Source organism: Kosakonia sp. R1.Fl (assembly GCF_023516815.1).
In the GTDB taxonomy this organism is placed as follows: Bacteria; Pseudomonadota; Gammaproteobacteria; order Enterobacterales; family Enterobacteriaceae; genus Kosakonia.
Map to the genome: position 1 here is coordinate 3872537 of NZ_JAMGSQ010000001.1, position 24188 is coordinate 3896724.

Here is a 24188-nt window from a genome sequence, read left to right on the forward strand (position 1 = left end):
TGATATGCGAGTTAACTCACTGATTTATGAGGGGAGACAGGTAATGAAAGGAGAAAAGGGTATAATACAAAAACACGAATTATTAATAGCCAATAACCGTCTGGTTCTCTGTGAGTGAACATGTCGAAAACCGCCCGTCCTGTGCCGCCGCGCGCACCCACGCTGGAAGATGTTGCCCGTGCTGCGGGGCTTTCCTCAATGACTGTAAGTAGGGCGCTTAACACGCCGCAACTGGTACGCCCGAAAACGGTGGAAAAAGTGCTCGCCGCCGTTAAAGCAACAGGCTATATCCCGAATGCGCTGGCAGGGGGCCTGGCATCGCGGCGCAGCAAATTAATTGCCGTGGTCGTACCGCAGATCAACAACAATATGTTTGTCGATACGATCCAGGCCATCAGTGATGAACTGGCTAAGCGCGGTTACCATATGCTGCTGTGCGTCGCCGGTTATACCCAGCAAACCGAAGCGGAGCTGGTCGCAGCGCTGTTGTCGCGCCGCCCGGATGGCATTGTGCTGACCGGTATTCATCACTCAACCGATCTAAAAAAAGTGATCCTCAATGCCAGTGTGCCGGTAGTGGAAATCTGGGATTTAACGCCCACACCGCTGGATATGCTGGTCGGTTTTTCGCATGAAAAAGTGGGACAAGCTACCGCAGAATATCTGCTGCGCAAAGGGTATCGTCGCCCGGGGTTGCTATGGACGGTTGATAAGCGCGCCTCGCAACGTAAAGCAGGGCTGTGTGAAGCGCTGGCGCGTCATGGCATTACCGATCCGCTCAGTGTGGATGTGGCGCTGCCGGCACGGTTTACCTCAGGGCGCGAAGGGTTGTCACAGTTACTGGCGCTGGGTGAGTCCGACGTGATTGTTTGCAGCTCCGACACGCTGGCGCAGGGGGCCATTGTTGAAGCGCAAGCGCGTGGCCTGCGCGTACCGCAGGATGTGGCGGTTATTGGTTTTGGCGATCTCGATTTCGCTGCCGGGAATAATCCCGCCATCACCACGGTGAGCGTCGACAGGCAAATCATTGGCCAGCGCGCGGCAACCCTGCTAATGGAGCGTATCGAAGGGACAAGTTCCGGGGAGGAGATCGTGGATATCGGTTTTCACTTTATTGAACGGGAATCAGCGTGATCTCATGAGAATTAACGTTATTGGCACCAGCGGCAGCGGAAAATCGACGCTGGCGAAACGTCTGGCCAGCCAGCTCAATGTGCCTTATATCGAAATGGATCTGCTTTACTGGCGTCCCAACTGGCAGGGGACGCCGGATGAGGAGTTGTATTCGCGCCTGGAAAAACTGCTGGAACAACCCGGCTGGGTGCTCGATGGCAACTATAACCGTAGCCGTGACATTAAATGGCGGCACGTTGATCTGGTGGTGTGGGTCGATTACGGCTTCTGGCGCACGTTGCGCCAGGTGACGCTGCGCGCCATTGCGCGCGCCAGAAGTGACCAGGAGTTATGGCCGGGAACGGGTAATCGCGAAAGTCTGCGTCGTGCTTTTTTGAGCCGCGAGTCGATCATTCTCTGGTCGCTAAAGACCTGGCGCCAAAACCGTGAACGTTATGCGCGGGATATGGCCGATCCGCGTTATCAGCATTTGCGCTTTGTCCGTCTTACCACGCCTCAACAAGTTGACGAATTTCTCGCCAGTCTGACCTAAGCTTAAGGCTCATCCAGAACATAAGGAGCCCTTATGATTACGGTTTATGGTGTTCCCGGCTGGGGATCGGCCATCAGCGAAGTGATGCTGACGCTGGCAGATATCCCTTATCACTTCGTCAATGTCGATGGCTTCGACAAACCCGGTCCACAGCAGGATACCCTGCGAAAATTAAACCCGCTGTGCCAGGTGCCAACCCTGCAACTGGATGATGGCAGCGTGATGACGGAATCCGCCGCCGTAGCGCTGATGATCCTCGACCAGCGCCCGGATTTCGCTCCCGCCGCCGGTACCGCGCAACGCCAGCAATTCTGGCGGCTGTTGGTGTGGCTCGTCGCGAATGTCTATCCCACTTTTACCTACGCCGATTACCCGGAACGCTGGGCTGCGGATGCGCCGGATCAACTGGTAGAAAATTGCCAGAAGTATCGTAAATCGCTCTATTTGTGGCTCGACACGCAATTGCAGGCAGCACCTTATGCTTTTGGCCAACAACTGACGCTGCTGGATATTTATCTTTGCGTTATGCGCACATGGGGGCCGCGTCATGCATGGTTTGCCGAGCACGCGCCAAATATTACCGCCATCGCCGATGCGGTATGCCAGTTACCGCAATTGCAAACCGTGCTGCGAAATAATGAAATTATCCGTTAACCCGTAATTTCGGATTATTTTAATATTCTTAGCATCTCGTATAAGTTGAAGCGGTATATAAACAGAGGGCGAGAAAAAATAATTTGAAATCGCCCCGCTTATATGAGACAACATTTGGCGAATTTTCGTAGTCGACAAATATTGCATCTTTACAGCAAAATCGGAATAGTAATTTAACAGGGTGAAAATGATGGAATATATTCATTCGTATTTGAAAGGTGGTTCATGGTTTACACTTGGCGACAGCATAACAGAACGAGGATGGTATCAACCAATCGTTGCAGAGAATTTAGGGCTGACACACTGGACAAACTACGGTATTGGTGGAACCTGTATCGCACAAAAAAATGAGCATGATAATTCCGCTATCTGCTTACGCTATAAAACCATGGGGGAAGATCCTGACCTTATTACTATCTGGGGTGGTGGCAATGATTTCGGTTTTAACTTCGGTTCGGAAGGCGGCACCGAAATAGGCGACAGAAACGATAAAACGTCATTAACCTTTTATGGCGCAATGGATCTACTGCTTACCGGCGTCATAAAAAAATATCCGTTGGCCAGAGTAGGGTTTGTTGTTACGACACCCGTTTCAATTGCGCGTGGTCATGGGCAAAAAAATGCCAAAGGATATTATCTGGCCGATTATTGTAACGCTAGCAGAGAAAAGTGTGAGGAATATTCCATACCTTATCTCGACCTGCAAAAGAACTCCGGCTTTAACGAACTTAATATGGATATTATGACCAGTAATACCACTGGCGTGATTTCCGATGGTTTGCACCCTTCAAAATTAGGCATGGAAAGGCTGGCAACTAAGATTACGCACTTCATCTTATCGCTGTAGGAGAGGTGGCTATGAGAATTGCTTCCATCGACCTTCTGAAGATACTCGCCATCTTTCTTGTCATCCAGGCGCACGTGACGTTGTTTTTTCTCAATCGCGACGAAAGCGATGTCGTGTTGTGCTTTTTCAGACAGGCGGGGCTATCTGGTGTTGCCCTGTTTTTTATCTGTAGCGGCTATTTTTTATTAAATAACAAACACGAGAATCAAGCGAACTATGTCATTGCCAAGATTAAAAGCATCATTGGCGTATTGATTTTCTGGTTACTTTTTTATTACGCCTATGACACCTGGTGGATAAGTCGATTTACCGACATGCCGGAAATAGATCTTTTTAATTACCTGAATGTCAGCAAAGCCACCACGGAAGCAACACCACTCTGGTTTATATTTGCCATTATTCCGTTATATATTTTTACGCCCTTAATGCGACATGCTTTTAAGAAAGAACGCGCGAATGAAATTCTGAAAGTGATTGTGTTAATGGTGATTATCGCCAATCTGACATTAATCAATGCATGGACTGAAGCCAGTTTCCATTTCTCACTATTTGCATTTAACTTACTCATTCCTTTTCAACCCGAAGGACTGATCTGTTTTTTAATTGGCGGGTACCTCGGGCTGGTTAAACCAATCTTCAGGCCATTCTCCACTGCGCATATTATGACGTTAGTGCTGGCAATTATCGCATTGTTAATATTGGCGTTTATTTCGTCCAGTGCGGGAATCGCCATCTTTTATGGTAAGTTTTATAACCTATTATTACTTATCACATCAGTCGGTTTGTTTTTATTTGTGGTTAATCTGAATATTAACACCTTGCCGCGCTGGGTGAGTAATGTGAGTGACAGTGTGTTAGGGATCTACCTTGTACACAACATCTTTGTGGTGGAAGTACACAGCGCGTTTATTCATGAAAAGCTGTTGAGAATCATCCCGAGGGCGGACAGTTATCTTTATATCATTGCTTATTCCTTGCTGGCTTTTATCCTGGCTTACGGCCTTTGTGCGCTGCTAAAAAGGTCAAAGATAACTGCCAGAATTGTCACACTTTGATAACCTGAATGCGGCGCAATGAGCAGTAACTTGTGCTACTGTCACTCTCTTTACAAAACAAGGAGTTTGCAATGCCGCACGTTGATATCAAATGTTTTCCCCGCGATCTTACCGAGGAGCAAAAAAACGCACTGGCGAGCGATATCGCCGAGGTGATTATTCGTCATTTGAACAGCAAAGATAGCGCTGTCAGCGTTGCCCTTAACGAAGTCACGCCGGACGACTGGAAAGCGCAGGTGTGGGACACCGAGATTGCGCCGCATATCGACACGCTTATCAAGAAGCCTGGCTATTCACTGTAGATTTCCTGCCGCCTGCGCCTGTTGCGTGGGCTTTTTTTTATCAATAGGTAAAAAATACTGTTGTTAGTTTGAACTATCGACCGGAATATATAATACGCAGCAATCTGATTATGCATGTAAGCGCATCAGTTTTTTCATTATTTTTTCTTTCAGAAAATTCATATTTGCGCGATCTTAAATACAACTCTAGAGTTTTTATTATCTCGCTCAGGTTAATAACCAGAGCAATATAATTATCACGGAAAGCGCTGATTCGATTAATTTCGCCAGCGGCATATTAAACAAGGAACGTCTTTCATGAAGCCATCCCGTTCTTTCATATTATTATTGCCCCTGTTTGCAGCGCTGCCGTTGCAAGCCACAGAACCCGCGGCGGAATCACAAAACTGGTATCCCTCAATTTATGGTGCAAATGACGAAATAGGTGCCGCGAACTTGCTTACGCCCGAGGTGGTTTTACAAGCCGTTCACCTTGTAAAACAGGGCGTTGTGGTGCCGCTGGCGGTACCAATTGATAAGGATTTCCCGGCGTTTCGCCACCGCAGTTTTCATCTCTACAATATTCAGCCCGGCCAGCAGGATGGGAAAACACTTGGGCCGAATAAATTCACCTTTAACGATGAACTGGTCAACGCATGGACAGGCGTGGGCACACAATTAAACGGCATCGGCCATATCGGCATTAATAATATCTATTACAACGGCAATAAAGCGGCAGATTTCGTCACTATTGATGGCGTTAAAAAATTAGGCATTGAAAAAGTCCCGCCGATGGTAACGCGAGGCGTGGTGTTAGATATGACCACTTATTATAAACAAAAGATTGTTCCCGGCGGCACAGAGTTTAGTGTCAAGGATATTCAGTCGGTATTAAAAAACCAGGGATTAACCTTAAAGAAAGGCGATATCGTTTTATTTAACACAGGATGGCTGGAACTTGTTGGTAAAGACAATAAACAGTTTCTGGAAAAGGAGCCTGGTATTGGCATGGAAGCAGCAAAATGGCTGGCGGATCAGCAGATCGTCGCGTTTGGCGGCGATACCTGGGCGTCTGAAGTGTATCCAAACCCGGCAACTAAGGAGGAATTCCCAATCAATCAATATCTGTTAGCAAAACGGGGGATCTATAACCTGGAGTTGATCGATACACGTCCACTGGTCGGCAAGCAAGTTTGGGAATTCTTGTTTGTCCTGGGCCAACCGCTGTACACCGGTTCAACACAGGTCAACATCAACCCTGTGGCGATTTATTAGTTGTTTGTTGTTAGCGCTACCCTGAAGTGTTTTTCATTTTTAGTAAAACGTTGTTCTGTGGAGCGGCTCGAATTTCATTTACCGGGTTAATGGTACATAAGCATCTTTGACATGGAGATAATTATGTTCCGGAAACTCAGTTCACTGACCTTCGCGCTGCTCCTTTTTTCGCACCCTTCATTTGCCGCTCCAGAGAGTTTTCCCATCTGGCCGCAGGGCGATGCGCCAGGCGCCAAAAATAGCCCGGTCAGTTTCGTGTTAACCGAACGCAGTAAAGATCCTGCGCTTCCCGACCGCGCTGTGACCGGCATCCGCGCGCCGCAAATCACCGTTTATAAACCGCAAAAAACCAACGGTATCGCCATCCTCGTGATCCCTGGTGGTTCCTATAAACGCGTGGTGCTGGATAAAGAGGGCAGTGATTTAGCCGCGCCATTCAATGCGCGCGGTTACACCTTATTTGTAATGACCTACCGCATGCCGGAAGATGGCCACGCCGAAGGTTCAGACGCACCGCTGGCGGATGCACAACGTGCGTTGCGTACCTTGCGCGCGCAGGCGGAATCACGCCATCTCAATGCGAAAAAAATCGGTGTGATGGGTTTTTCTGCGGGCGGACACGTTGCGGCAAGCCTGGAAACGCGTTACGACGAGAAGGTTTACACGCCGGTGGACAACATTGATAACCAGCACGCGCGACCAGATTTTGTGGTGTTGGGTTATCCGGTGATTTCAATGGATCAGGCGATTGCCCACGCCGGCTCGCGAAAAGCGCTGATTGGTGAAACGCCAACGGCGGAGCAGATCAAACACTACTCGCCGGAACAGAATATCACCGCGCAAACCCCACCGACATTTTTGCTGCATGCCGTGGACGATCCCTCCGTACCGGTTGCCAACTCGCTGGTGATGTTCAACGCGCTGCATGCGAATAACGTGCTCACCGAATTGCATCTGTTCAGTAAAGGGCAGCATGGGTTTGGCGTACGCGGTGTGAAACACCTACCGGCAGCGATCTGGCCAGAACTGACGATGAACTGGATCGAGGCACTGCCGGAGTAAATGCTTCGTTACTCGCCAGCGGTGATGCACTTGCCGCTGGTGACAAATGTGCCGCCGCCAAGGTGATGAATAGTGTTCAGCTTATCGTCATCAAAGTGCCAGCGCCCGTTGATAAACGCCCGTTCATCGGCGGCGGCGGAAACCACTTCGCCAAACAGCGTGTCATATTTTTCCTGCGCGGCGGTCGGCGGGAGCAAACGACACTCCATCCACGCCAGGCATTTCTCTTCGATAACCGGCAAGCCGAGCACCGGCCCGGCAAAAGCGGGAATGCCATAGCAATTAAACTTATCTTCATCGCGCCCGGTGACGCTGCCGACCGCGTAACTCCAGTTGGTTGCCGCAACGCCGGGCACCACAATGCCAAACATACCGCTGCGTTCAATTAGCTCGCGCGACCAGGCGCTTTTATCCACCACTATTGCAATTCGCGGCGGAGAGAATTCAACCGGCATCGACCACGCGGCCGCCATCACATTGCGCCGGTCAATCTGCTCATCGCGGCTGGTAATCAGAATGGTCGGACCGTGGTTTAGCAGGCGGCAGGCATGTTCTAACGCCACCGGGCGGAAATAGCTCATAGCGGTTCCTCTGTGCAAACGTTTCTGCCATTAAATGGCCGAACAGGCGGCAAAATCAAGGCATGGCGCATTATCCGGTACTCCTGGCCACCACAATCTGGCCGCGGCCTTGTTCTTTCGCCAGGTAGAGCGCCAGGTCGGCTGCCCGCACCAGATTATCGGCGCGCGCGTGGCGCGGCCAGGTCGCCAGCCCAATAGAAACCGACACCGGGCCAATATCCTGTGACTCATACAACATGTGGTGATTGAGGACATTATGCAGCAGCGTCTCAGCCACTTTTTTCGCCTGCACTTCATCCGCGCCCGGCAGAACAAGCAGGAACTCTTCACCGCCATAGCGGAACGCAACACTGTTGTCATCCAGCGTTTCGGTAATCAACCGCGACAACTCGCGCAGCACTTTGTCACCCGCGTCGTGGCCGTACTGGTCGTTGAGCTTCTTGAAATAATCCACGTCGACCATCAAACAGCTCAGCGTCGTGCCTTCCACCATCGCCTGGTCGAGCATGTTGCGCAGCGTCTCATCCAGGCTGTGGCGGTTGAACAGGCCGGTCAACGAATCATGCATGGCGCGTTCCGTCAGCGTATCGCGCAGGATCTGGTTTGCCAGCGCCAGCGCCAGCGTTTCTGCCAGCAGTTCCAGGTAGATATAGGGTGGCTCTTTGCCCGGCGTGTAGTTATCGAAGGTGAGCAAACCAATGCTTTTATTCTGCGCATTAAGCGGCACACAAATCGCGCGGGAGGCAATTTCGGGCTGAATATGTTCGCACGGCATGTCAACGCCGCCTTTCGCCGGGCTATGCAACTGCCCACGTTTTAACGCCCAGCAGTGTTCAGCCGGGAAGGGGGCGTCTTCGCCCGGCGGCAAACCCCAGCGCGCCACGCATTTCATGCGCTTAGTGCGGGAATTGAGTACAAACAACCGGCCGCCCATATCGGGGATGATTTGCGGTGCAAAGCGGCTGACCACGCGAAAAATCGCGCTATGGGAATCACACCCCTGCAGACGCTGCGTCATTCGCGCCAGTAAGGTACGCGTGGCCCACTCCGCATCACGCTCCTGTTCCAGCCGCTGGCGGGTCAGGCCGTTTTCGCGAAATATGCGAATGGCCTGCGCCATATCGCCAATCTCATCCACCTGCGCCAGCACAGGCGCTTCCACATTGTAATCCTGAGTCGCCAGGCGGTTAACCACATCGCTTAACGTCACCACCGGGCGCAAAATACGGTGTTTGATAATAAAACCAAGCACAAACAGGAACAGCAGCGCCGTCAGCCCGACCATAATTTCGGACAACGTGCGCAAGCGTAAAGAGCGGTCAGTTGCTTCGCTTATCGCGCTCTGGACACGCTGATCCGACAAGCTGCGGAAGTGGGCGAAACGGTACTCCGCTTCGGAAAGCCGCTCTTCATAGCTGGCGCTATACAAAAGATTCATCGCCTCGTCCGTTTTCCCGGCGTCAATATCGGCAATGGCGATGCGCTGCTCATCTTCCAGCTGATCCAGCGTCGACAGCCCATCGCGCAGGATCAGTAGCTCTTCATCGGAAGCGCCACGGTCACGCAGGGCAACCAGATGATTTTCCAGGTCAACATCCTGCTGCTGGCGGGTTTTCCAGCTTTGAATCACTTCCGGCTGCTTTTTGATCACCGCTTCACGCGCCAGTTCACTCAGCGCATAAGCCTCTTTTTCCAGATCGTCCGTCAACGCATCGAAAACACGGTTTTGCGCCACGGCGTCACGCTCAGCACGTTCCGCATTCGACGCCATAAACAGCGCCACGCCGGAGGTCAGCGTTAATACCACGGTCGCGGTATAAGCAAAATTGGTGATCGTCGCGATGCGCACGGGGGATCCTTTTCGACTTGAGTGCGGGAATATGCCTATCAGTTTAGACATTCAGTTAAAAATCAATGCGCAATATTGACGTCATTTCTTCGTCATATTCGCTGCCTATAGTCAGCCGCAATCAAATCCCAAAGAGGATAACAATATGTTTGCTCCCCTGACTTTTGTGCAGGTGGATGCGCCCCGTCGGATGAAGACCACGGGAACGTCACGGCTTTCTGTTACGGGAGGGCGTGGATGAGCGCATTCACAGACATCCGCTTACAAGGCGTTTCCTACGCCTTTGGCGCACATACCGTTCTTAATCACATCGATTTACATATTCAACCTGGCAGCATTGTGGCGCTGCTCGGCCCGTCTGGCTGCGGCAAAAGCACGTTGTTGCGCTTGCTGGCGGGGCTGAGTGAACCGGCGGAAGGTGAGATCTGGTTTGGCGATCGCCTGGTGGCGAAAGCAGGCTGGACGCTGCCGCCGGAGGCGCGAGACATCGGCATGGTATTTCAGGATTACGCGCTGTGGCCGCATATGAGCGTGGCGCAAAACGTCGCTTTCCCGCTGAAAATGCGCAACGTACCGCGCGCAGAGCGCGAACTGCGCGTATCGCAGGCGCTGGAAAGGGTTGGGCTGGCGGAATTTGCCGGGCGTAAACCCGCAGGCCTTTCCGGCGGGCAGCAACAGCGCGTTGCGCTGGCGCGCGCCATTGTCGCCGAGCCGGGCGTCTTGTTGTTCGACGAGCCGCTCTCCAATCTCGACACCGCGCTGCGCGAATCCTTATGTCTTGAGATGGCACGACTGCTGCGCCAGCTCGGCACCACCGCCGTGTATGTCACTCATGACCACCGCGAAGCACAGCTACTTGCCGATCGCATTGTGCATTTAGCGTCCGGGACCGTTGAATCTGTACGAACCGTTACTTCAACCTCAGGGGAAATTGCATGAAAGCCTTACTGTCCGTGAAAAAAGGAGTCGCTTTAGCCATGGTGCTGTCGTCGATGATGATCTCCAGCGCGCACGCGCTGACTGTTTACACCGCAGGTCCTGGCTCGCTGGCAAAAAGCCTGGCCAGCGGCTTTGAGCAAAAAACCGGTGTTAAAGTGAATATTTTCCAGGCCACCACCGGCAAAGTGATGGCGCGACTCGAAGCCGAGCAGGCCAATCCGCAGGCCGACATTCTGATTTCTGCCTCGTGGGATACCGCCGAAGATCTGCATCATCGCGGCTGGTTGCTGCCGTTTACCAGTGCCAATGCCCAAAATGTCCCGCAGACACTGAAAAGCGCTGACTATGTGGCGCAGGGCATCTCCGCGCTGGGGATTGTCTGGAACACCAAGAGCGGCACCCCGGAGCCGAAAGAGTGGAACGATCTGACATCTCCTGACTTTAAAGACAAAGTGACTACGCCGGATCCGTCACTTTCCGGCGCCTCGCTTGATCTGCTGATCGGTCTGCAAAATGGCATGGGCGACCGCGCATGGCAGTTGTTCGGGGCGCTGAAAAAGAACGGCATGGTGGTGAGCGGCCCGAACGCCCAGGCGGTAACGCCGGTGATGCAAGGGGCGAAAGCGGCGGTGTTTGGCGCGGTCGACTATGTCACCTATGGCAATATCGCGCAGGGCGAATCGCTGAAAGTGATCTTCCCGGCCAGCGGCACCGTTATCGCGCCGCGCCCGATGATGATCCTCAAAACCACCCAACACGCCGATGACGCTAAAGCGTTTATCGATTATGTGCTGTCGCCGGAAGGGCAAAAAATGGTCGCCGACGCGTGGCTGATGCCTGCCCGCACGGACGTGGAAGCGAAACGCCCGCTGTTTACCGAACTGAAAGTACTGCCAACCCAGAGCAGCGGCACCAGTGAACGTGGCGAGGTTCTGAAGCGCTTTAACGCGCTCTTTGCTCAGTAATCCTTTCGATCTTTGCGGGGGCAACCCCGCTTTCAGGATACCCGTTGTGAACCAAAGATTAATTGCGCAAGCAACGCTGGCGCTGCTGCTGATACTGGTCGCGCTGCCGCTGCTGTTTATTCTCTTGCAGGCGGTATTTCCGCATTTTAGCGCGGGCGAGTTTGGCGGCGCTTTTTCCGCCATCCCTACATTACTGGCCGAGCCGCAACTGCCCGCCATGTTCGGTGGCACACTGCAAATTGCCTGCGGTGTGGCACTTTGCAGCGCGCTGATTGGCTTGCCGCTCGGCGTCGCGCGCGGCTTACTTGATTTACCGTGCCCGAAACTGTGGGATCTGCTGTTTTTGATTCCGTTCTTAACCCCGCCCTATATTGCCGCGCTGTCGTGGATGCTGGTGCTGCAAACCCAGGGCTACCTGATGCAGCTCACCGGGCTGGATCTCAACAATCTGCTGTTTAGCAAGAGCGGCATCATCCTGGTGATGACGCTGAATATCTTCCCGGTGGTGTACTTTGCCGTATCGCGCAGTTTGCTCGCCAGCGGGCAGCGCCTGGCACAAGTCGCCCGCGTTCATGGCGCCACGCCGTGGCGCGCTTTTTGCCATATCACGCTGCCGTTACTTTCTCCGGCGCTGGCGGCAGGTATGTTGCTGGCGTTCACGCTGGCGGTAGAAGAGTATGGTGTGCCCGCCGCACTGGGCACCCGTTCCGGCGTGGTGATGCTGACCGTCGGTATCGAAGAGAAACTGGCCGACTGGCCGATCGATTTGCCCGGCGCGTCGCTGCTGTCGGTAGTGTTGATTGCTATCGCGCTATGTGGATGGTGGTTGCAGCGCAAACTAACCGGCGATAAAGATGTCACCAGCGTATCCGGGAAACCGACCGAGCTTGTCGGGGCGAAGCTCGGCTTTGCCACTTTACCGGTGCTGCTGGTGATGGCGGCAGTCGGTTTTCTCGCCGTGGTGCTACCGGGATTGTCGATGGCGTTCACCGGCTTCAGCGCCACGCTTTCCGGCGGCGTGTCGCTGGATAATCTCACGGTGAAACATTTTGCGGCGCTGTTCGAACAGCGCGGTGATGCGCTACCCGCGCTGGGCACCAGTTTGTCGCTGGCATTCGGCGCGGCGCTGATTACCGGCGCGCTGGGCTTGTGCGCCGCCTGGCTGGTGGTGATGCAGAAGATAAAAGGGCGCTCGGTAATTGATGCGTTATCGCTGATGCCAGCCGCGCTGCCCGGCGTGGTGGTTGGCGTTGGGTTGATTTTGCTGTGGAACCGCAGCTTCTGGCCGGTTTCGCCCTATAACAGCTGGGCAATTTTGCTTATCTCTTACTGTTGCCTGCTGCTGCCGTGGCCGGTGCGTTATATCGGCAGCGCTATGCGCCAGTTGGGTGGTAACCTGGAGCCTGCCGCGCGGGTTCACGGTGCCAGCGCGTTTCAGGCGCTGCGGCTGATTGTACTGCCGCTGATTTTCCCGGCGATGCTCGCTTCCATGTTAATGGTGTTCGCCATTGCCTCGCGCGAGCTGGTCACCTCGCTGTTGCTGGCGCCGGCAGGTACACAAACCGTGGCGGTATTTATCTGGCGGCAATTCGAGCAAGGCTCAGTAGGTCAGGGGATGGCGATGGCGACACTGACGCTGCTCACCGGGCTGGTATTGATGCTCACCGCGCTCGGCATTATGCAGCGCAGCACAAAGGGATAAATCGAGGGCACGAAATCGACGGTAAAGCGAAAAAAATGCGCTATAACAACGGGACACCATTCGCAAGGAGCCTGTATGACCCCTTTTTTGACCGCTTATCTGGCCCGTATTGGCTGGGAACAAACGCCCGATGTCTCACTGGAAACGCTGCGGGCGCTGCATTTACATCACAACGGCGCTATCCCTTTTGAAAACCTCGATGTGGTACTGCCGCGCGAGATCGAACTCAGCGATGAGGCGATTTTCCATAAACTGGTGGTTGCCCGTCGCGGTGGCTACTGTTTTGAGCAGAACGGGCTGTTTGAACGCGTGCTGAAAGAGGTGGGTTTTACGGTGCGCAGCCTGTTAGGACGGGTGGTGATTGCGAATCCACACCAGATGCCACCGCGCACGCACCGTATTCTGTTGGTACAGATTGCGGGCGAGCCATGGATCGCCGATGTCGGATTTGGCGGGCAGACACTGACCGCGCCAATTCGCTTACAGGAGGATATTGAGCAGGCAACCCCGCATGGCGTCTACCGCTTGCAGCGCAAGGGGGAAGACTGGGTGCTCCAGTTCCGTCACCACGAGCGCTGGCAATCGATGTATCAGTTTGAGATGGGGCAGCAGTATCAGGCCGATTTCGTCATGGGGAATTTTCACTCCGCACACTGGCCGGCATCCCATTTTCGCCATCACCTGTTGATGTGCCGCCATCTGCCGGACGGCGTCAAACTGACGTTAACCAACTTCCATTTTACCCACTGGAAAAACGGTCAGGTGCTGGAAGAGGTGACCTTTGCGAATGTTCCGGCGCTGTATGACGCGCTGCAACAGCGCTTTGGGCTGGGTGTGAGCGACGCACAGTACGGCTTTAGCCTGCAACAGCTGGAAACGGTAATGGCCGGTTTCGATTTGCACGGCGAAAAAATTTAACCAAGCTCGTTGTCAATCATGACGGCCAGATGGCGATTGAAGGCAGCTTCATCGACATCTGGCATGCCCAGCATGCAAATCCCGTCCAGCCCGCAGACCAGCGCCATCAGGCGCCAGGCAATGTTTGCCGCCGTATCGGTATCCGTGAATTCGCCTGCCGCACGGCCTTGCTCAATCAGTTGCACCACTTTGACGTGCCACATCTCCATGGTCAGCAGGTACGCGCCTTTGAATTCCGGCTCTTTACTCGCCAGCAATAACGCTTCACGCCACAAATGCACATAGGGTTCGAGACCGCCTTCATCGCTGCCCAGCATCGCGTGCAACTGCTCGCGCCATGGCGCGGTTGCGGGTACCACTTCCACCTCCAGCAGTTCCGCAATCAGGCGGATAAACGCCTCGGCTTTTAATGCATTCGCCGAGGTGAAATGGTGGTGGACCTGGCCGGTGGCAACCCCGGCTTCGCTTGCCACGCGGCGAACGGTCATAGCGGTAAAACCTTCCGCCAGCGCTACGCGCATCGCGGCTTTCAGGATCACTTCACGGCGATCGTCCTTGTTCAGGTAGCGCATAAAACCTCGGCTAAATAGGGGGTAAACGGAGTGTAACAAAAAGCTGGACATGTGTTCAACTTCCCGTAGGATCGCGATTCTGGACATCTGTCCAGGAATGAAAAACGATGGAGAGAAGTATGTTTCGTCAGTGGTTAACGCTGGTCATCATTGTGCTGGTTTATATTCCGGTCGCTATCGATGCGACGGTGCTGCATGTCGCCGCGCCCACACTGAGCGCGGAGTTAAATGCCAGCGGAAATGAGCTGTTATGGATAATTGATATCTACTCGCTGGTGATGGCAGGAATGGTGCTGCCGATGGGCGCACTGGGTGACAAAATCGGTTTTAAGCGCCTGTTGCTTATCGGCAGCGGCTTGTTTGGCGCGGCCTCGTTGCTGGCGGCTTTTGCCGCGAGCGCCAGTTGGCTGATTGCCACGCGCGCGCTGTTAGCTGTGGGCGCGGCGATGATCGTGCCGGCAACGCTTGCCGGGATCCGTAATACCTTCTCGCAGGCACAACAACGCAATACGGCGCTTGGCGTCTGGGCGGCCATTGGTTCCGGCGGCGCGGCGTTCGGCCCATTAATTGGCGGTATGTTACTGGAGCATTTCTACTGGGGGTCGGTATTTTTAATTAACGTACCGATCGTCATTGTCGTGATGGCGCTGACCGCACGCTTTGTACCGCGCCAGCAGGGCCGCGCCGAGCAGCCGTTACATCTGAATCAGGCATTGAGTTTAATTGTCGCCATTTTGCTGCTGGTGTGGAGTGCCAAAACGGCAATGAAAGGCTCGTTGCCGCTGTGGATCGTGGCAAGCACAGTGCTCGTGGGCGCCACCTTGCTGACCGGGTTTGTCCGCATTCAGCTGGCCGCCACCACGCCGATGATCGATATGCGTCTGTTTACACATCGCGTGATTTTAAGCGGTGTGCTGATGGCGATCACCGCGATGGTCACGCTGGTCGGTTTTGAGCTGCTGATGGCGCAGGAGCTGCAATTTGTCCACGGTTTCACGCCATTTGCCGCCGGGGTATTTATGTTGCCGGTCATGCTGGCGAGCGGGTTTAGCGGGCCGATTGCCGGGGTTCTGGTGTCAAAACTGGGCTTACGCCGCGTCGCCGCAGGCGGAATGGCGCTCAGCGCACTGAGTTTTCTTGGTCTTTCCGCGACCAATTTTGCCACCCAGCCGTGGCAGGCCGGCGTATTGATGGCGCTGCTCGGTTTCAGTGCGGCGAGCGCGTTACTGGCTTCAACGGCGGCGATTATGGCCGCTGCGCCCAAAGAGAAAGCGGCAGCCGCCGGGGCGATAGAAGCGATGTCTTACGAACTGGGCGCCGGTCTTGGCATTGCCGTGTTTGGGCTGATTTTGAGCCGCAGTTTCTCCGCCTCGATCCAGCTTCCGCAGGGGTTAAGCAGCGAGACCGCCGCGCAGGCTTCATCCTCCATTGGTGAAGCATTCCGCCTGGCGCAGGACGCACCGCCCGCACTTGCTGAAGGGATCATCTCGGCGGCGAAAACGGCGTTTACCGGTTCGCACAGCATTGCACTGAGCACCGCCGGTGCGCTGTTAATGCTGCTGGCGGTGGGGATCTGGTTTAGCCTGGCGCGAGTGGAAAAAGCGTAGAGTTTGGCCGGATCACGCGCGCTGGCGGGTTGAGTACCAGCAGAGCAGCGATCCGGCGCACACCATCAGCGCGCCCTGCCAGAAGGAGAACGAGAGCGGGGCGCTTAACACTACCGCCGCCAGCGCGGACGAGAGAACCGGGGTGAAATACGATGCTGCCGCCAGCACCGTGACGTTGCCGTGCAAAATCCCGATATTCCACGCGGCATAACCAAAACCGAGCGCAATGCCGGTCATCAGTAATTTCACCATCACCGGCAGCGTAAAGACCATTTCCGGTTGCGGTGTTAGCGCGAATTTCACCCATAATGTCGCGGCTGTCAGCAAGACAAACAGCGTAATGCCGTTCGCGCCGTTGGCGTATTTGGTGGTGACGGTGCAGTAAATCGCCCAAATAAACGCCCCGGCAAACGCCAGCACATAGCTCAACGGGCTGGAGATAATATTTTGCTGGATTTCAGAGATATTAAGGCCGCTTTCGCCGCCGAGCACCCAGCTCACGCCCAATAACGCCAGTAATAAACCGGGAATAACCCATAAACTGGCTTTTTGACCGTTGAATAATATTGCGCAAAGGATCGTCAGGCTCGGCCATAAATAGTTGACCATGCCCACTTCAATCGCTTGTTGTCGCGTCGCGGCAAAGCCCAGCGAGAGCGCCAGACACAGTTCATAACTGACAAACAGCACGCTGCCGGCAATAAGATAACGCGCTGAAAAACGGCGTAAATCCGGGATGCCGACGATGATCGCCAGCAGCAACCCGCTTAAGGTGTAGATCATCGCCGCACCGCCAACCGGGCCAAGCCCTTCGCTGACGGCGCGAATAAAACCGACCATCGTGCTCCAGAGTAATACCGCCAGTAAACCAATTAACGTTGCGCGTTTTTTATTCATTACTGCCATTAACCGCCGGAAATAAACGCACATTTTATAACACGGCTGAATGATTAAGCGAAATTCACCGGGTCACACCTACTCCTTTTGAGGGATAAAAATTCGACGCGCGAAACTATTAGGTATCAAGCGCCAGGCGTTATTGATTTACCGCAATTAATTCACCGCGTGGAATGTTTAGTTTTCCGGCCGCAGTCGAAGACAATAATTGAGGAAAGCAATGGACGTCAGCCGCAGACAATTTTTTAAAATCTGCGCGGGCGGAATGGCAGGAACCACAGCGGCCGCGTTGGGATTTGCTCCCAAAATGGCGCTGGCGCAGGCGCGAAATTATAAATTACTGCGCGCCAAAGAGACGCGAAATTCCTGTACATACTGCTCCGTGGGTTGCGGGTTATTAATGTATAGCCTGGGTGATGGTGCGAAAAACGCGAAAGAGGCCATCTATCATATCGAAGGCGACCCGGATCATCCGGTCAGCCGCGGCGCGCTGTGCCCGAAAGGAGCCGGTCTGCTGGATTACGTACACAGTGAAAACCGCCTGCGCTACCCGGAATACCGCGCGCCAGGCTCTGACAAATGGCAGCGCATTAGCTGGGATGAGGCCTTTAGCCGCATCGCCCGTCTGATGAAAAACGACCGTGATGCCAACTTCGTCGAAAACAACGCCGCAGGCGTAAAAGTTAACCGCTGGCTCTCCACCGGTATGTTGTGCGCCTCGGCGGCGAGTAATGAAACCGGCATGCTGACGCAAAAATTTGTGCGTTCACTCGGCATGCTGGCGGTAGATAACCAGGCACGCGTCTGACACGGACCAACGGTAGCAAGTCTTGCTCCAACATTTGGTCGCGGTGCGATGACCAACCACTGGGTTGATATCAAAAACGCCAACGTGGTGATGGTGATGGGCGGTAACGCCGCTGAAGCCCACCCGGTCGGTTTCCGCTGGGCGATGGAAGCCAAAAACAATAACGACGCCACGTTGATCGTCGTCGATCCGCGCTTTACGCGCACGGCATCCGTTGCCGATATTTATGCGCCAATACGTTCCGGGACGGATATCACTTTCCTCTCCGGCGTGCTGCGCTACCTGATCGAAAACAACAAAATCAATGCTGAATACGTCAAACACTACACCAACGCCGCGTTGCTGGTGCGGGATGATTTTGCCTTCGAAGACGGCTTGTTCAGCGGCTACGACGCGCAAAAACGCCAGTACGACAAAACTTCGTGGAATTACCAGTTTGATGAAAACGGCTACGCCAGACGGGATGACACACTTAGCGATCCGCGCTGCGTCTGGAACTTGCTGAAACAGCACGTTGCCCGCTATACGCCGGAAACGGTGGAAAATATCTGCGGCACGCCAAAAGCAGATTTCCTGAAAGTTTGCGATGTGCTGGCCTCAACCAGCGCGGTGGACAGAACCACCACCTTCCTGTACGCCCTGGGCTGGACGCAACACACCGTCGGCGCGCAGAACATCCGTACCATGGCGATGATCCAGTTGCTGCTCGGCAACATGGGGATGGCCGGTGGCGGGGTAAACGCCTTGCGCGGGCACTCCAACATTCAGGGGCTGACGGATCTGGGGCTGTTATCAACCAGCCTGCCGGGTTACCTGACGCTGCCGTCGGAAAAACAGACCGATTTGCAACAGTACCTGGCGGCGAATACGCCAAAAGCGCTGTTGCCGGATCAGGTGAACTACTGGAGCAACTATCCCAAGTTCTTTGTCAGCCTGATGAAGTCGTTCTACGGCGACGCGGCGCAGAAAGAGAACAACTGGGGCTTTGACTGGTTGCCGAAGTGGGATCAGGCCTGGGATGTGATCAAGTACTTCAACAAGATGGCGAAAGGCGAAGTCAACGGTTATATCTGTCAGGGCTTTAACCCGGTGGCGTCGTTCCCGGACAAAAACAAAGTGGTCAGCACGTTGAGCAAGCTGAAGTACCTGGTGGTTATCGATCCGCTGGTGACTGAAACCTCTACCTTCTGGCAGAACCACGGTGAGATGAACGACGTCAACCCGGTTGAAATCCAGACCGAAGTGTTCCGTCTGCCGTCGACCTGTTTTGCCGAGGAAGATGGTTCGATTGCCAACTCCGGCCGCTGGTTACAGTGGCACTGGAAAGGTCAGGACGCGCCGGGCGAAGCGCTGAACGATGGCGAAATCCTCGCCGGGATTTACCACCGCCTGCGCGAGATGTACCGCACCGAAGGCGGCAAAGGCGCCGAGCCGCTGCTGAAGATGTCCTGGAACTACCGCCAGCCGCACAACCCGCACTCGGAAGAGGTGGCGAAAGAGAACAACGGCTACGCGCTGGCGGATCTCTATGACGCCAACGGGCAACTGCTGGCGAAAAAAGGCCAACTGCTCAATAGCTTTGCGCTGCTGCGCGATGACGGCACCACCGCCTCATCGTGCTGGATCTACAGCGGGAGCTGGACGGAGCAGGGTAACCAGATGGCGAACCGCGATAACGCCGATCCGTCCGGGCTTGGCAATACGCTCGGTTGGGCGTGGGCGTGGCCGCTGAACCGCCGCGTGCTCTACAACCGCGCGTCGGCGGATGTGCAGGGTAAACCGTGGGATGCGAAACGGATGCTTATCCAGTGGAACGGGGCGAAGTGGGTCGGAAATGATATTCCGGACTACAACACCGCGCCGCCGGGCAGCAATACCGGGCCATTCATCATGCAGCAGGAGGGGCTGGGTCGGCTGTTCGCCCTCGACAAGCTGGCGGAAGGGCCATTCCCGGAACACTACGAGCCGGTGGAGACACCGCTGGGCACCAACCCGCTGCACCCGAACGTGATCTCCAGCCCGGTAGTGCGTCTGTTCGAGGACGATGCCAAACGGATGGGGAAAAAAGATCAGTTCCCGTATGTCGGCACCACCTACCGCCTGACGGAGCATTTCCACACCTGGACCAAGCATGCACGCCTGAATGCCATCGCCCAGCCGCAGCAGTTTGTCGAAATCAGCGAAACGCTGGCGGCGGCAAAAGGCATCGCCAACGGCGATCGCGTGACGGTGAGCAGCAAGCGCGGCTTTATTCGCGCGGTCGCGGTGGTGACGCGCCGTCTGCGGACTTTGCAGGTTCATGGTCAGCAGGTGGAAACCATTGGTATTCCGCTGCACTGGGGCTTTGAAGGGGTGGCGCAAAAAGGTTATATCGCCAATACCCTGACGCCGAACGTGGGCGACGCAAACTCGCAAACGCCGGAGTACAAAGCGTTTTTAGTCAATATCGAGAAGGCGTAAAGGAGCGAAATAATGGCTATGGAAACGCAGGACATTCTGAAACGCTCCGCCACCAACCCGGTCACGCCGCCCCCGCGGGCGCGTGATTACAAAGCGGAAGTCGCCAAACTTATCGACGTTTCCACCTGTGTGGGCTGCAAAGCCTGCCAGGTGGCCTGTTCGGAGTGGAACGATATTCGTGATGAAGTGGGGCACTGCGTCGGGGTTTACGATAACCCGGCCGATCTGAGCGCCAAATCCTGGACGGTGATGCGTTTTAGCGAAACCGAGCAGAACGGCAAACTGGAGTGGCTGATCCGTAAAGATGGCTGTATGCACTGTGCGGAACCGGGCTGCCTGAAAGCCTGCCCGTCGGCGGGCGCGATTATTCAGTACGCCAATGGCATTGTCGATTTCCAGCAAGAGAACTGTATCGGCTGCGGCTACTGCATCGCCGGGTGTCCGTTTAATGTGCCGCGCCTCAACAAAGAGGATAACCGGGTCTATAAATGCACGCTCTGTGTCGATCGCGTCAGCGTCGGCCAGGAGCCTGCCTGCGTGAAAACCTGCCCGACCGGCGCTATCCATTTCGGCACCAAAGCCGAGATGCTGGAGCTTGGCGAGCAGCGCGTGGCGAAACTCAAAGCGCGCGGTTACGCCAGTGCGGGCATCTACAACCCGCAGGGCGTGGGCGGCACCCATGTGATGTATGTGTTGCATCACGCCGATCAGCCGGGCCTGTACCACAACTTGCCGAAAGACCCGCAGATAGATACCTCAGTCAATCTGTGGAAAGGGGTACTGAAACCGTTGTCGGCGGCGGGCTTCCTCGCCACCTTCGCCGGGCTGATTTACCACTACATCGGCATCGGGCCGAACAAAGAAGTGGACGACGATGAAGAGGAGCATCATGAGTAAGTCAAAAATGATTGTGCGCACCAGGTTTATCGACCGCGCCTGTCACTGGACGGTGGTGATCTGCTTTTTCCTTGTCGCGCTGTCCGGCATTTCGTTTTTCTTCCCGACGCTGCAATGGCTGACGGAAACCTTCGGCACACCGCAGATGGGGCGCATTCTGCATCCGTTCTTTGGCGTGGTTGTCTTCCTCGCGCTGATGTTTATGTTTGTGCGTTTTGTGCATCACAACATCCCGGACAAGCAGGATCTGCCGTGGCTGAAAAACATTGTCGAAGTGCTGAAAGGCAACGAACATAAGGTCGCGAAAGTTGGTAAATACAATGCCGGACAAAAAATGATGTTCTGGACCATCATGAGCATGATTTTTGTGCTGTTGGTGACCGGGGTAATTATCTGGCGTCCGTACTTTGCGCACTACTTCCCGATTCAGGTGATCCGCTACAGCCTGCTGCTGCACGCCACTTCGGCGATCATTTTGCTGCACGCTATCCTGATCCATATGTATATGGCGTTCTGGGTAAAAGGCTCCATCAAAGGCATGATCGAAGGCAAAGTTAGCCGCCGCTGGGCGCAGAAACACCACCCGCGCTGGTATCGCGATGTGGAGCATCTGGAAGCGAAAAAAGAGAGCACCGAAGGCATTAAATAAACCGCCAACCGCTCCGGATAACCGTTCGGAGCGGTTTTATCTTTCCTCACACCTGCGTTTCCCACCTTTGCGCTTTATTCATTAATCTGCCCGAATGCATGGATTTATATGCCAGCCCGGCCATTTCAACTGGTCGCTGCGGCATGAATAGTCAATAATGCCTGTCGCAAACTTTTAACAAGTGGTTAGTGGTATGAAAAAAACCGTTTTTTCGTTGGCACTTGCGACCTTTGGTCTGGGCATGGCGGAGTTCGGCATTATGGGCGTGTTGACCGAACTCGCGAACAATGTCGGCATTTCGATTCCTTCGGCAGGGCACCTGATCTCCGCTTACGCGTTTGGCGTGGTGATTGGCGCACCGATCATGGCGCTTTTTTCGAACCGCTTTTCACTGAAAAACACGCTGCTGTTTCTGGTGGCGCTGTGTCTGGTGGGGAACGCCATTTTTACCTTCTCCAGCTCCTACACCATGCTGATTATCGCCCGTCTTATCTCCGGTTTCCCGCACGGGGCGATTTTTGGCGTAGGGGCGATCATCCTCTCTAAAATCGCGCCGCCGGGAAAAGTGACGATGGCGGTAGCCGGGATGATCGCCGGGATGACTGTCGCCAATTTGATTGGCATTCCGCTCGGCACGTGGATCGGACACGCGTTCAGCTGGCGCTACACCTTCTTGCTGATCGCCGTCTTTTTCGCGCTGGTGATCGTCTCAGTGATTGCCTGGGTGCCGTCGCTGTTTGATACCAGCGAAAGTCGCCTGAGCGAGCAGTTTCACTTCCTGAAGAAACCAGAACCGTGGCTGATTTTTGCCGCCACCATGTTTGGCAACGCGGGTGTATTCGCCTGGTTTAGCTATGTGAAGCCGTTTATGGTCAATGTTTCCGGTTTCAGCGAAAGCGCGATGACACTGATCATGATGCTGATGGGGCTCGGCATGGTGCTGGGCAATATGTTCAGTGGTCGCTTATCAGTGAAATTCAGCCCAGTGCGCATCGCGGCGGTAACGGAATTACTGATTATGCTGGCGATGCTGGCGCTGTTTGTCGCCGGTGAAAGCAAAGTGGGGGCGTTGTCGCTTGGTTTTGTCTGCTGCGCCGGGCTGTTTGCGCTCTCTGCGCCGCTGCAAATCATGCTGCTGCAAAATGCGAAGGGCGGTGAAATGCTCGGCGCGGCAGGGGGACAGATGGCGTTTAACCTCGGCAACGCGGTCGGTGCCTGGTTCGGCGGGCTGATTATCGCGTTTGGTTTCACTTACAGCTACCTGACGTTACCGGCGGCGGTGCTGACGTTTGCCGCCATGACCTCGCTTCTGATCTATGGTCACCGAAAAACAAAGCATCAACCGCAACAGGCTGTTCAGCACTCATCCTCCACCCGGTGAGCCTTGTGCTCACCGGGTCAATCACTCATGGCAAATACGGCTCGCCAAGCGTTAACATCAAGCGGTTCGCCCAGGCGAAAAACGCAGCAGACTGGATAAGATCCAGTTGCTGCAAGGTATCCAGCCCCTGAGCATTGAGTCTTTCCAGATGCGCCACCGTTAGCGCAGGCGGCGTTACCGACAGCGCGGCAGCGGCATCAATTTCTGCCTGCCAGCGCGTCGATTGTCCCTCGCTCAAAATCCCGCCCGACTGCACGGCCAGCAAGGTTTCCACGGCATTATCATCCTTCGATAACTGGCTGGTTTTACGCGCATGAACCGAGGCGCAGTAGATACAGCCATTAATTTTACTGGCCGCGGTAGCCGCCAGCTCGCGTTCCGCACGCGGTAAACCACCCGGCGTATAGAAAATGCCTTTATCGGTTAAGGTGCGCTGCTCCAGCACCGGCAGGTTACGGCCCAGCAGGCGGAAATAGTCGGAATCCGTATGGCCAAATTTCGCCAGGATCGCCTGTTCGTCAGGCGTGAATTCCGCCAGCGGTTTTGCCGCCAGCCACGGCTCCCAGCCTAATTCCTGTTGCGTAAATTGTACCGGCGCAGCTTTGCCGCTTTGCGTTTTCGCGCTGGTGTGCCAGGCACCGGCCACCACCGGAATATCGCTGTCAGCTACCGTTTTTCCGTTTAACAGCCGCAATCCGGCCAGTAACCGGCTCTGGAAGCTGACAAACGCAACCAGTTGCGCCAGTGTGACAATGCTCTCTTTCTTCCAGCCCGCGGCAACCAGTGTGTTCAGCGCCTGAGGCGTCGCTTTCACCGGTGAAAAAGTCAGTAAGCGGGCGAATTCCAGCGCCGGGGTTAAGCGTGCCGAAGTCGGGTCGGCGAGGCCAAAACCGGCGTAGTGTGCCGCCAGTTCATTGGCGTTGTGCCATTTCGCCACTTTCGCCGCCACGCTATAGCGCTCATCGGTGGTGAACGCCTCTTCCTGAATATCAAACAGCGCCTGGTAACTGCCTTGCGCATGCTGCGTTGCGGCATCACGCGTGTCACGCGCCTGAGCCACAGGAGAGCCGGGAGCGATCTCCGCCAGTTCGGCAAGAATGTCCTGAGTAAACGCCATAACAAC

Annotated in this window: 22 protein-coding genes; 17 read left to right on the forward strand and 5 right to left on the reverse strand. The window is 54.8% G+C overall.

Annotated features, from left to right (window positions below; genetic code table 11):
* Positions 1–120: 120 nt before the first annotated feature.
* The 8 genes from M8Q36_RS18345 (at position 121) to M8Q36_RS18380 (ending at position 6840) form a co-directional block, all read left to right on the forward strand.
* Positions 121–1134: a LacI family DNA-binding transcriptional regulator gene (locus M8Q36_RS18345; RefSeq protein WP_249881844.1), complete on the forward strand. Its 1014-nt coding sequence runs from the start codon at positions 121–123 to the stop codon at positions 1132–1134.
* Between the two features lie 4 nt (positions 1135–1138).
* A complete protein-coding gene (locus M8Q36_RS18350) occupies positions 1139–1666 on the forward strand; it encodes an AAA family ATPase (RefSeq protein WP_249881845.1) in 528 nt (175 codons plus the stop codon).
* A gap of 33 nt (positions 1667–1699) precedes the next feature.
* Entirely contained in the window at positions 1700–2320 is a 621-nt protein-coding gene (locus M8Q36_RS18355) for a glutathione S-transferase family protein (RefSeq protein ID WP_249881846.1), read from the forward strand.
* Between the two features lie 187 nt (positions 2321–2507).
* Complete coding sequence (locus M8Q36_RS18360; protein WP_249881847.1) at positions 2508–3167, forward strand: SGNH/GDSL hydrolase family protein; 660 nt, start codon at positions 2508–2510, stop codon at positions 3165–3167.
* Positions 3168–3178: 11 nt separating this feature from the next.
* Entirely contained in the window at positions 3179–4222 is a 1044-nt protein-coding gene (locus M8Q36_RS18365) for an acyltransferase (RefSeq protein WP_249881848.1), read from the forward strand.
* Between the two features lie 71 nt (positions 4223–4293).
* Complete coding sequence (gene pptA, locus M8Q36_RS18370) at positions 4294–4524, forward strand: tautomerase PptA (RefSeq protein ID WP_249881849.1); 231 nt, start codon at positions 4294–4296, stop codon at positions 4522–4524.
* 297 nt (positions 4525–4821) lie between these two features.
* Positions 4822–5778, forward strand: a complete 957-nt coding sequence (locus tag M8Q36_RS18375; RefSeq protein WP_249881850.1) for a cyclase family protein — start codon at positions 4822–4824, stop codon at positions 5776–5778.
* A 123-nt stretch (positions 5779–5901) separates the two neighbouring features.
* Positions 5902–6840 carry an alpha/beta hydrolase gene (locus tag M8Q36_RS18380; RefSeq protein ID WP_249881851.1) on the forward strand — a complete coding sequence of 313 codons (939 nt, stop codon included), beginning with the start codon at positions 5902–5904 and terminating at the stop codon, positions 6838–6840.
* Between the two features lie 8 nt (positions 6841–6848).
* Here the strand turns inward: M8Q36_RS18380 and M8Q36_RS18385 are convergent, their stop codons facing one another.
* Complete coding sequence (locus tag M8Q36_RS18385; RefSeq protein WP_249881852.1) at positions 6849–7421, reverse strand: flavin reductase family protein; 573 nt, start codon at positions 7419–7421, stop codon at positions 6849–6851.
* Positions 7422–7491: 70 nt separating this feature from the next.
* On the reverse strand, positions 7492–9270 hold the full coding sequence (locus tag M8Q36_RS18390; protein WP_249881853.1) for a diguanylate cyclase: 1779 nt from the start codon (positions 9268–9270) through the stop codon (positions 7492–7494).
* Between the two features lie 237 nt (positions 9271–9507).
* On the opposite strand from M8Q36_RS18390, the gene M8Q36_RS18395 reads away from it, so the two are divergent.
* From M8Q36_RS18395 to M8Q36_RS18410, 4 genes are all read left to right on the forward strand, one after another.
* A complete protein-coding gene (locus M8Q36_RS18395; protein WP_249881854.1) occupies positions 9508–10209 on the forward strand; it encodes an ABC transporter ATP-binding protein in 702 nt (233 codons plus the stop codon).
* Positions 10206–11174 carry an ABC transporter substrate-binding protein gene (locus M8Q36_RS18400; RefSeq protein WP_045508334.1) on the forward strand — a complete coding sequence of 323 codons (969 nt, stop codon included), beginning with the start codon at positions 10206–10208 and terminating at the stop codon, positions 11172–11174. The genes M8Q36_RS18395 and M8Q36_RS18400 overlap by 4 nt, the downstream gene beginning before the upstream one ends.
* A gap of 46 nt (positions 11175–11220) precedes the next feature.
* Positions 11221–12876 carry an ABC transporter permease gene (locus tag M8Q36_RS18405; RefSeq protein WP_249881855.1) on the forward strand — a complete coding sequence of 552 codons (1656 nt, stop codon included), beginning with the start codon at positions 11221–11223 and terminating at the stop codon, positions 12874–12876.
* Positions 12877–12951: 75 nt separating this feature from the next.
* On the forward strand, positions 12952–13794 hold the full coding sequence (locus M8Q36_RS18410; protein ID WP_249881856.1) for an arylamine N-acetyltransferase: 843 nt from the start codon (positions 12952–12954) through the stop codon (positions 13792–13794).
* Here M8Q36_RS18410 and M8Q36_RS18415 read toward each other — a convergent pair.
* Positions 13791–14366: a TetR family transcriptional regulator gene (locus M8Q36_RS18415; protein ID WP_249881857.1), complete on the reverse strand. Its 576-nt coding sequence runs from the start codon at positions 14364–14366 to the stop codon at positions 13791–13793. The genes M8Q36_RS18410 and M8Q36_RS18415 overlap by 4 nt on opposite strands.
* Before the next feature lie 119 nt (positions 14367–14485).
* Here M8Q36_RS18415 and M8Q36_RS18420 point away from each other — a divergent pair, with 119 nt between their 5' ends.
* Positions 14486–15973 carry a SmvA family efflux MFS transporter gene (locus M8Q36_RS18420; protein ID WP_249882807.1) on the forward strand — a complete coding sequence of 496 codons (1488 nt, stop codon included), beginning with the start codon at positions 14486–14488 and terminating at the stop codon, positions 15971–15973.
* Between the two features lie 12 nt (positions 15974–15985).
* On the opposite strand, the gene yddG is transcribed toward M8Q36_RS18420, so the two are convergent.
* Complete coding sequence (gene yddG / locus M8Q36_RS18425; RefSeq protein ID WP_249882808.1) at positions 15986–16870, reverse strand: aromatic amino acid DMT transporter YddG; 885 nt, start codon at positions 16868–16870, stop codon at positions 15986–15988.
* Positions 16871–17090: 220 nt separating this feature from the next.
* Between yddG and fdnG the strand changes: the two genes are divergently transcribed.
* The 4 genes from fdnG (at position 17091) to araJ (ending at position 23065) form a co-directional block, all read left to right on the forward strand.
* Positions 17091–20138: a formate dehydrogenase-N subunit alpha gene (gene fdnG / locus M8Q36_RS18430; protein ID WP_249881858.1), complete on the forward strand. Its 3048-nt coding sequence runs from the start codon at positions 17091–17093 to the stop codon at positions 20136–20138.
* Positions 20139–20150: 12 nt separating this feature from the next.
* On the forward strand, positions 20151–21035 hold the full coding sequence (gene fdxH / locus M8Q36_RS18435; protein WP_016496044.1) for a formate dehydrogenase subunit beta: 885 nt from the start codon (positions 20151–20153) through the stop codon (positions 21033–21035).
* The gene (gene fdnI, locus M8Q36_RS18440; RefSeq protein WP_249881859.1) at positions 21028–21684 is read left to right on the forward strand and encodes a formate dehydrogenase-N subunit gamma; all 657 of its coding nucleotides are present in this window, start codon (positions 21028–21030) and stop codon (positions 21682–21684) included. Before fdxH ends, fdnI begins: the two co-directional genes overlap by 8 nt.
* 193 nt (positions 21685–21877) lie before the next feature.
* Positions 21878–23065 (forward strand): MFS transporter AraJ, encoded by a 1188-nt coding sequence (araJ, locus tag M8Q36_RS18445; protein ID WP_249881860.1) that lies wholly within the window; start codon positions 21878–21880, stop codon positions 23063–23065.
* A 25-nt stretch (positions 23066–23090) separates the two neighbouring features.
* Here araJ and M8Q36_RS18450 read toward each other — a convergent pair whose 3' ends face one another.
* Positions 23091–24182 carry an alkylhydroperoxidase domain protein gene (locus tag M8Q36_RS18450; RefSeq protein WP_249881861.1) on the reverse strand — a complete coding sequence of 364 codons (1092 nt, stop codon included), beginning with the start codon at positions 24180–24182 and terminating at the stop codon, positions 23091–23093.
* Positions 24183–24188 lie beyond the last annotated feature (6 nt).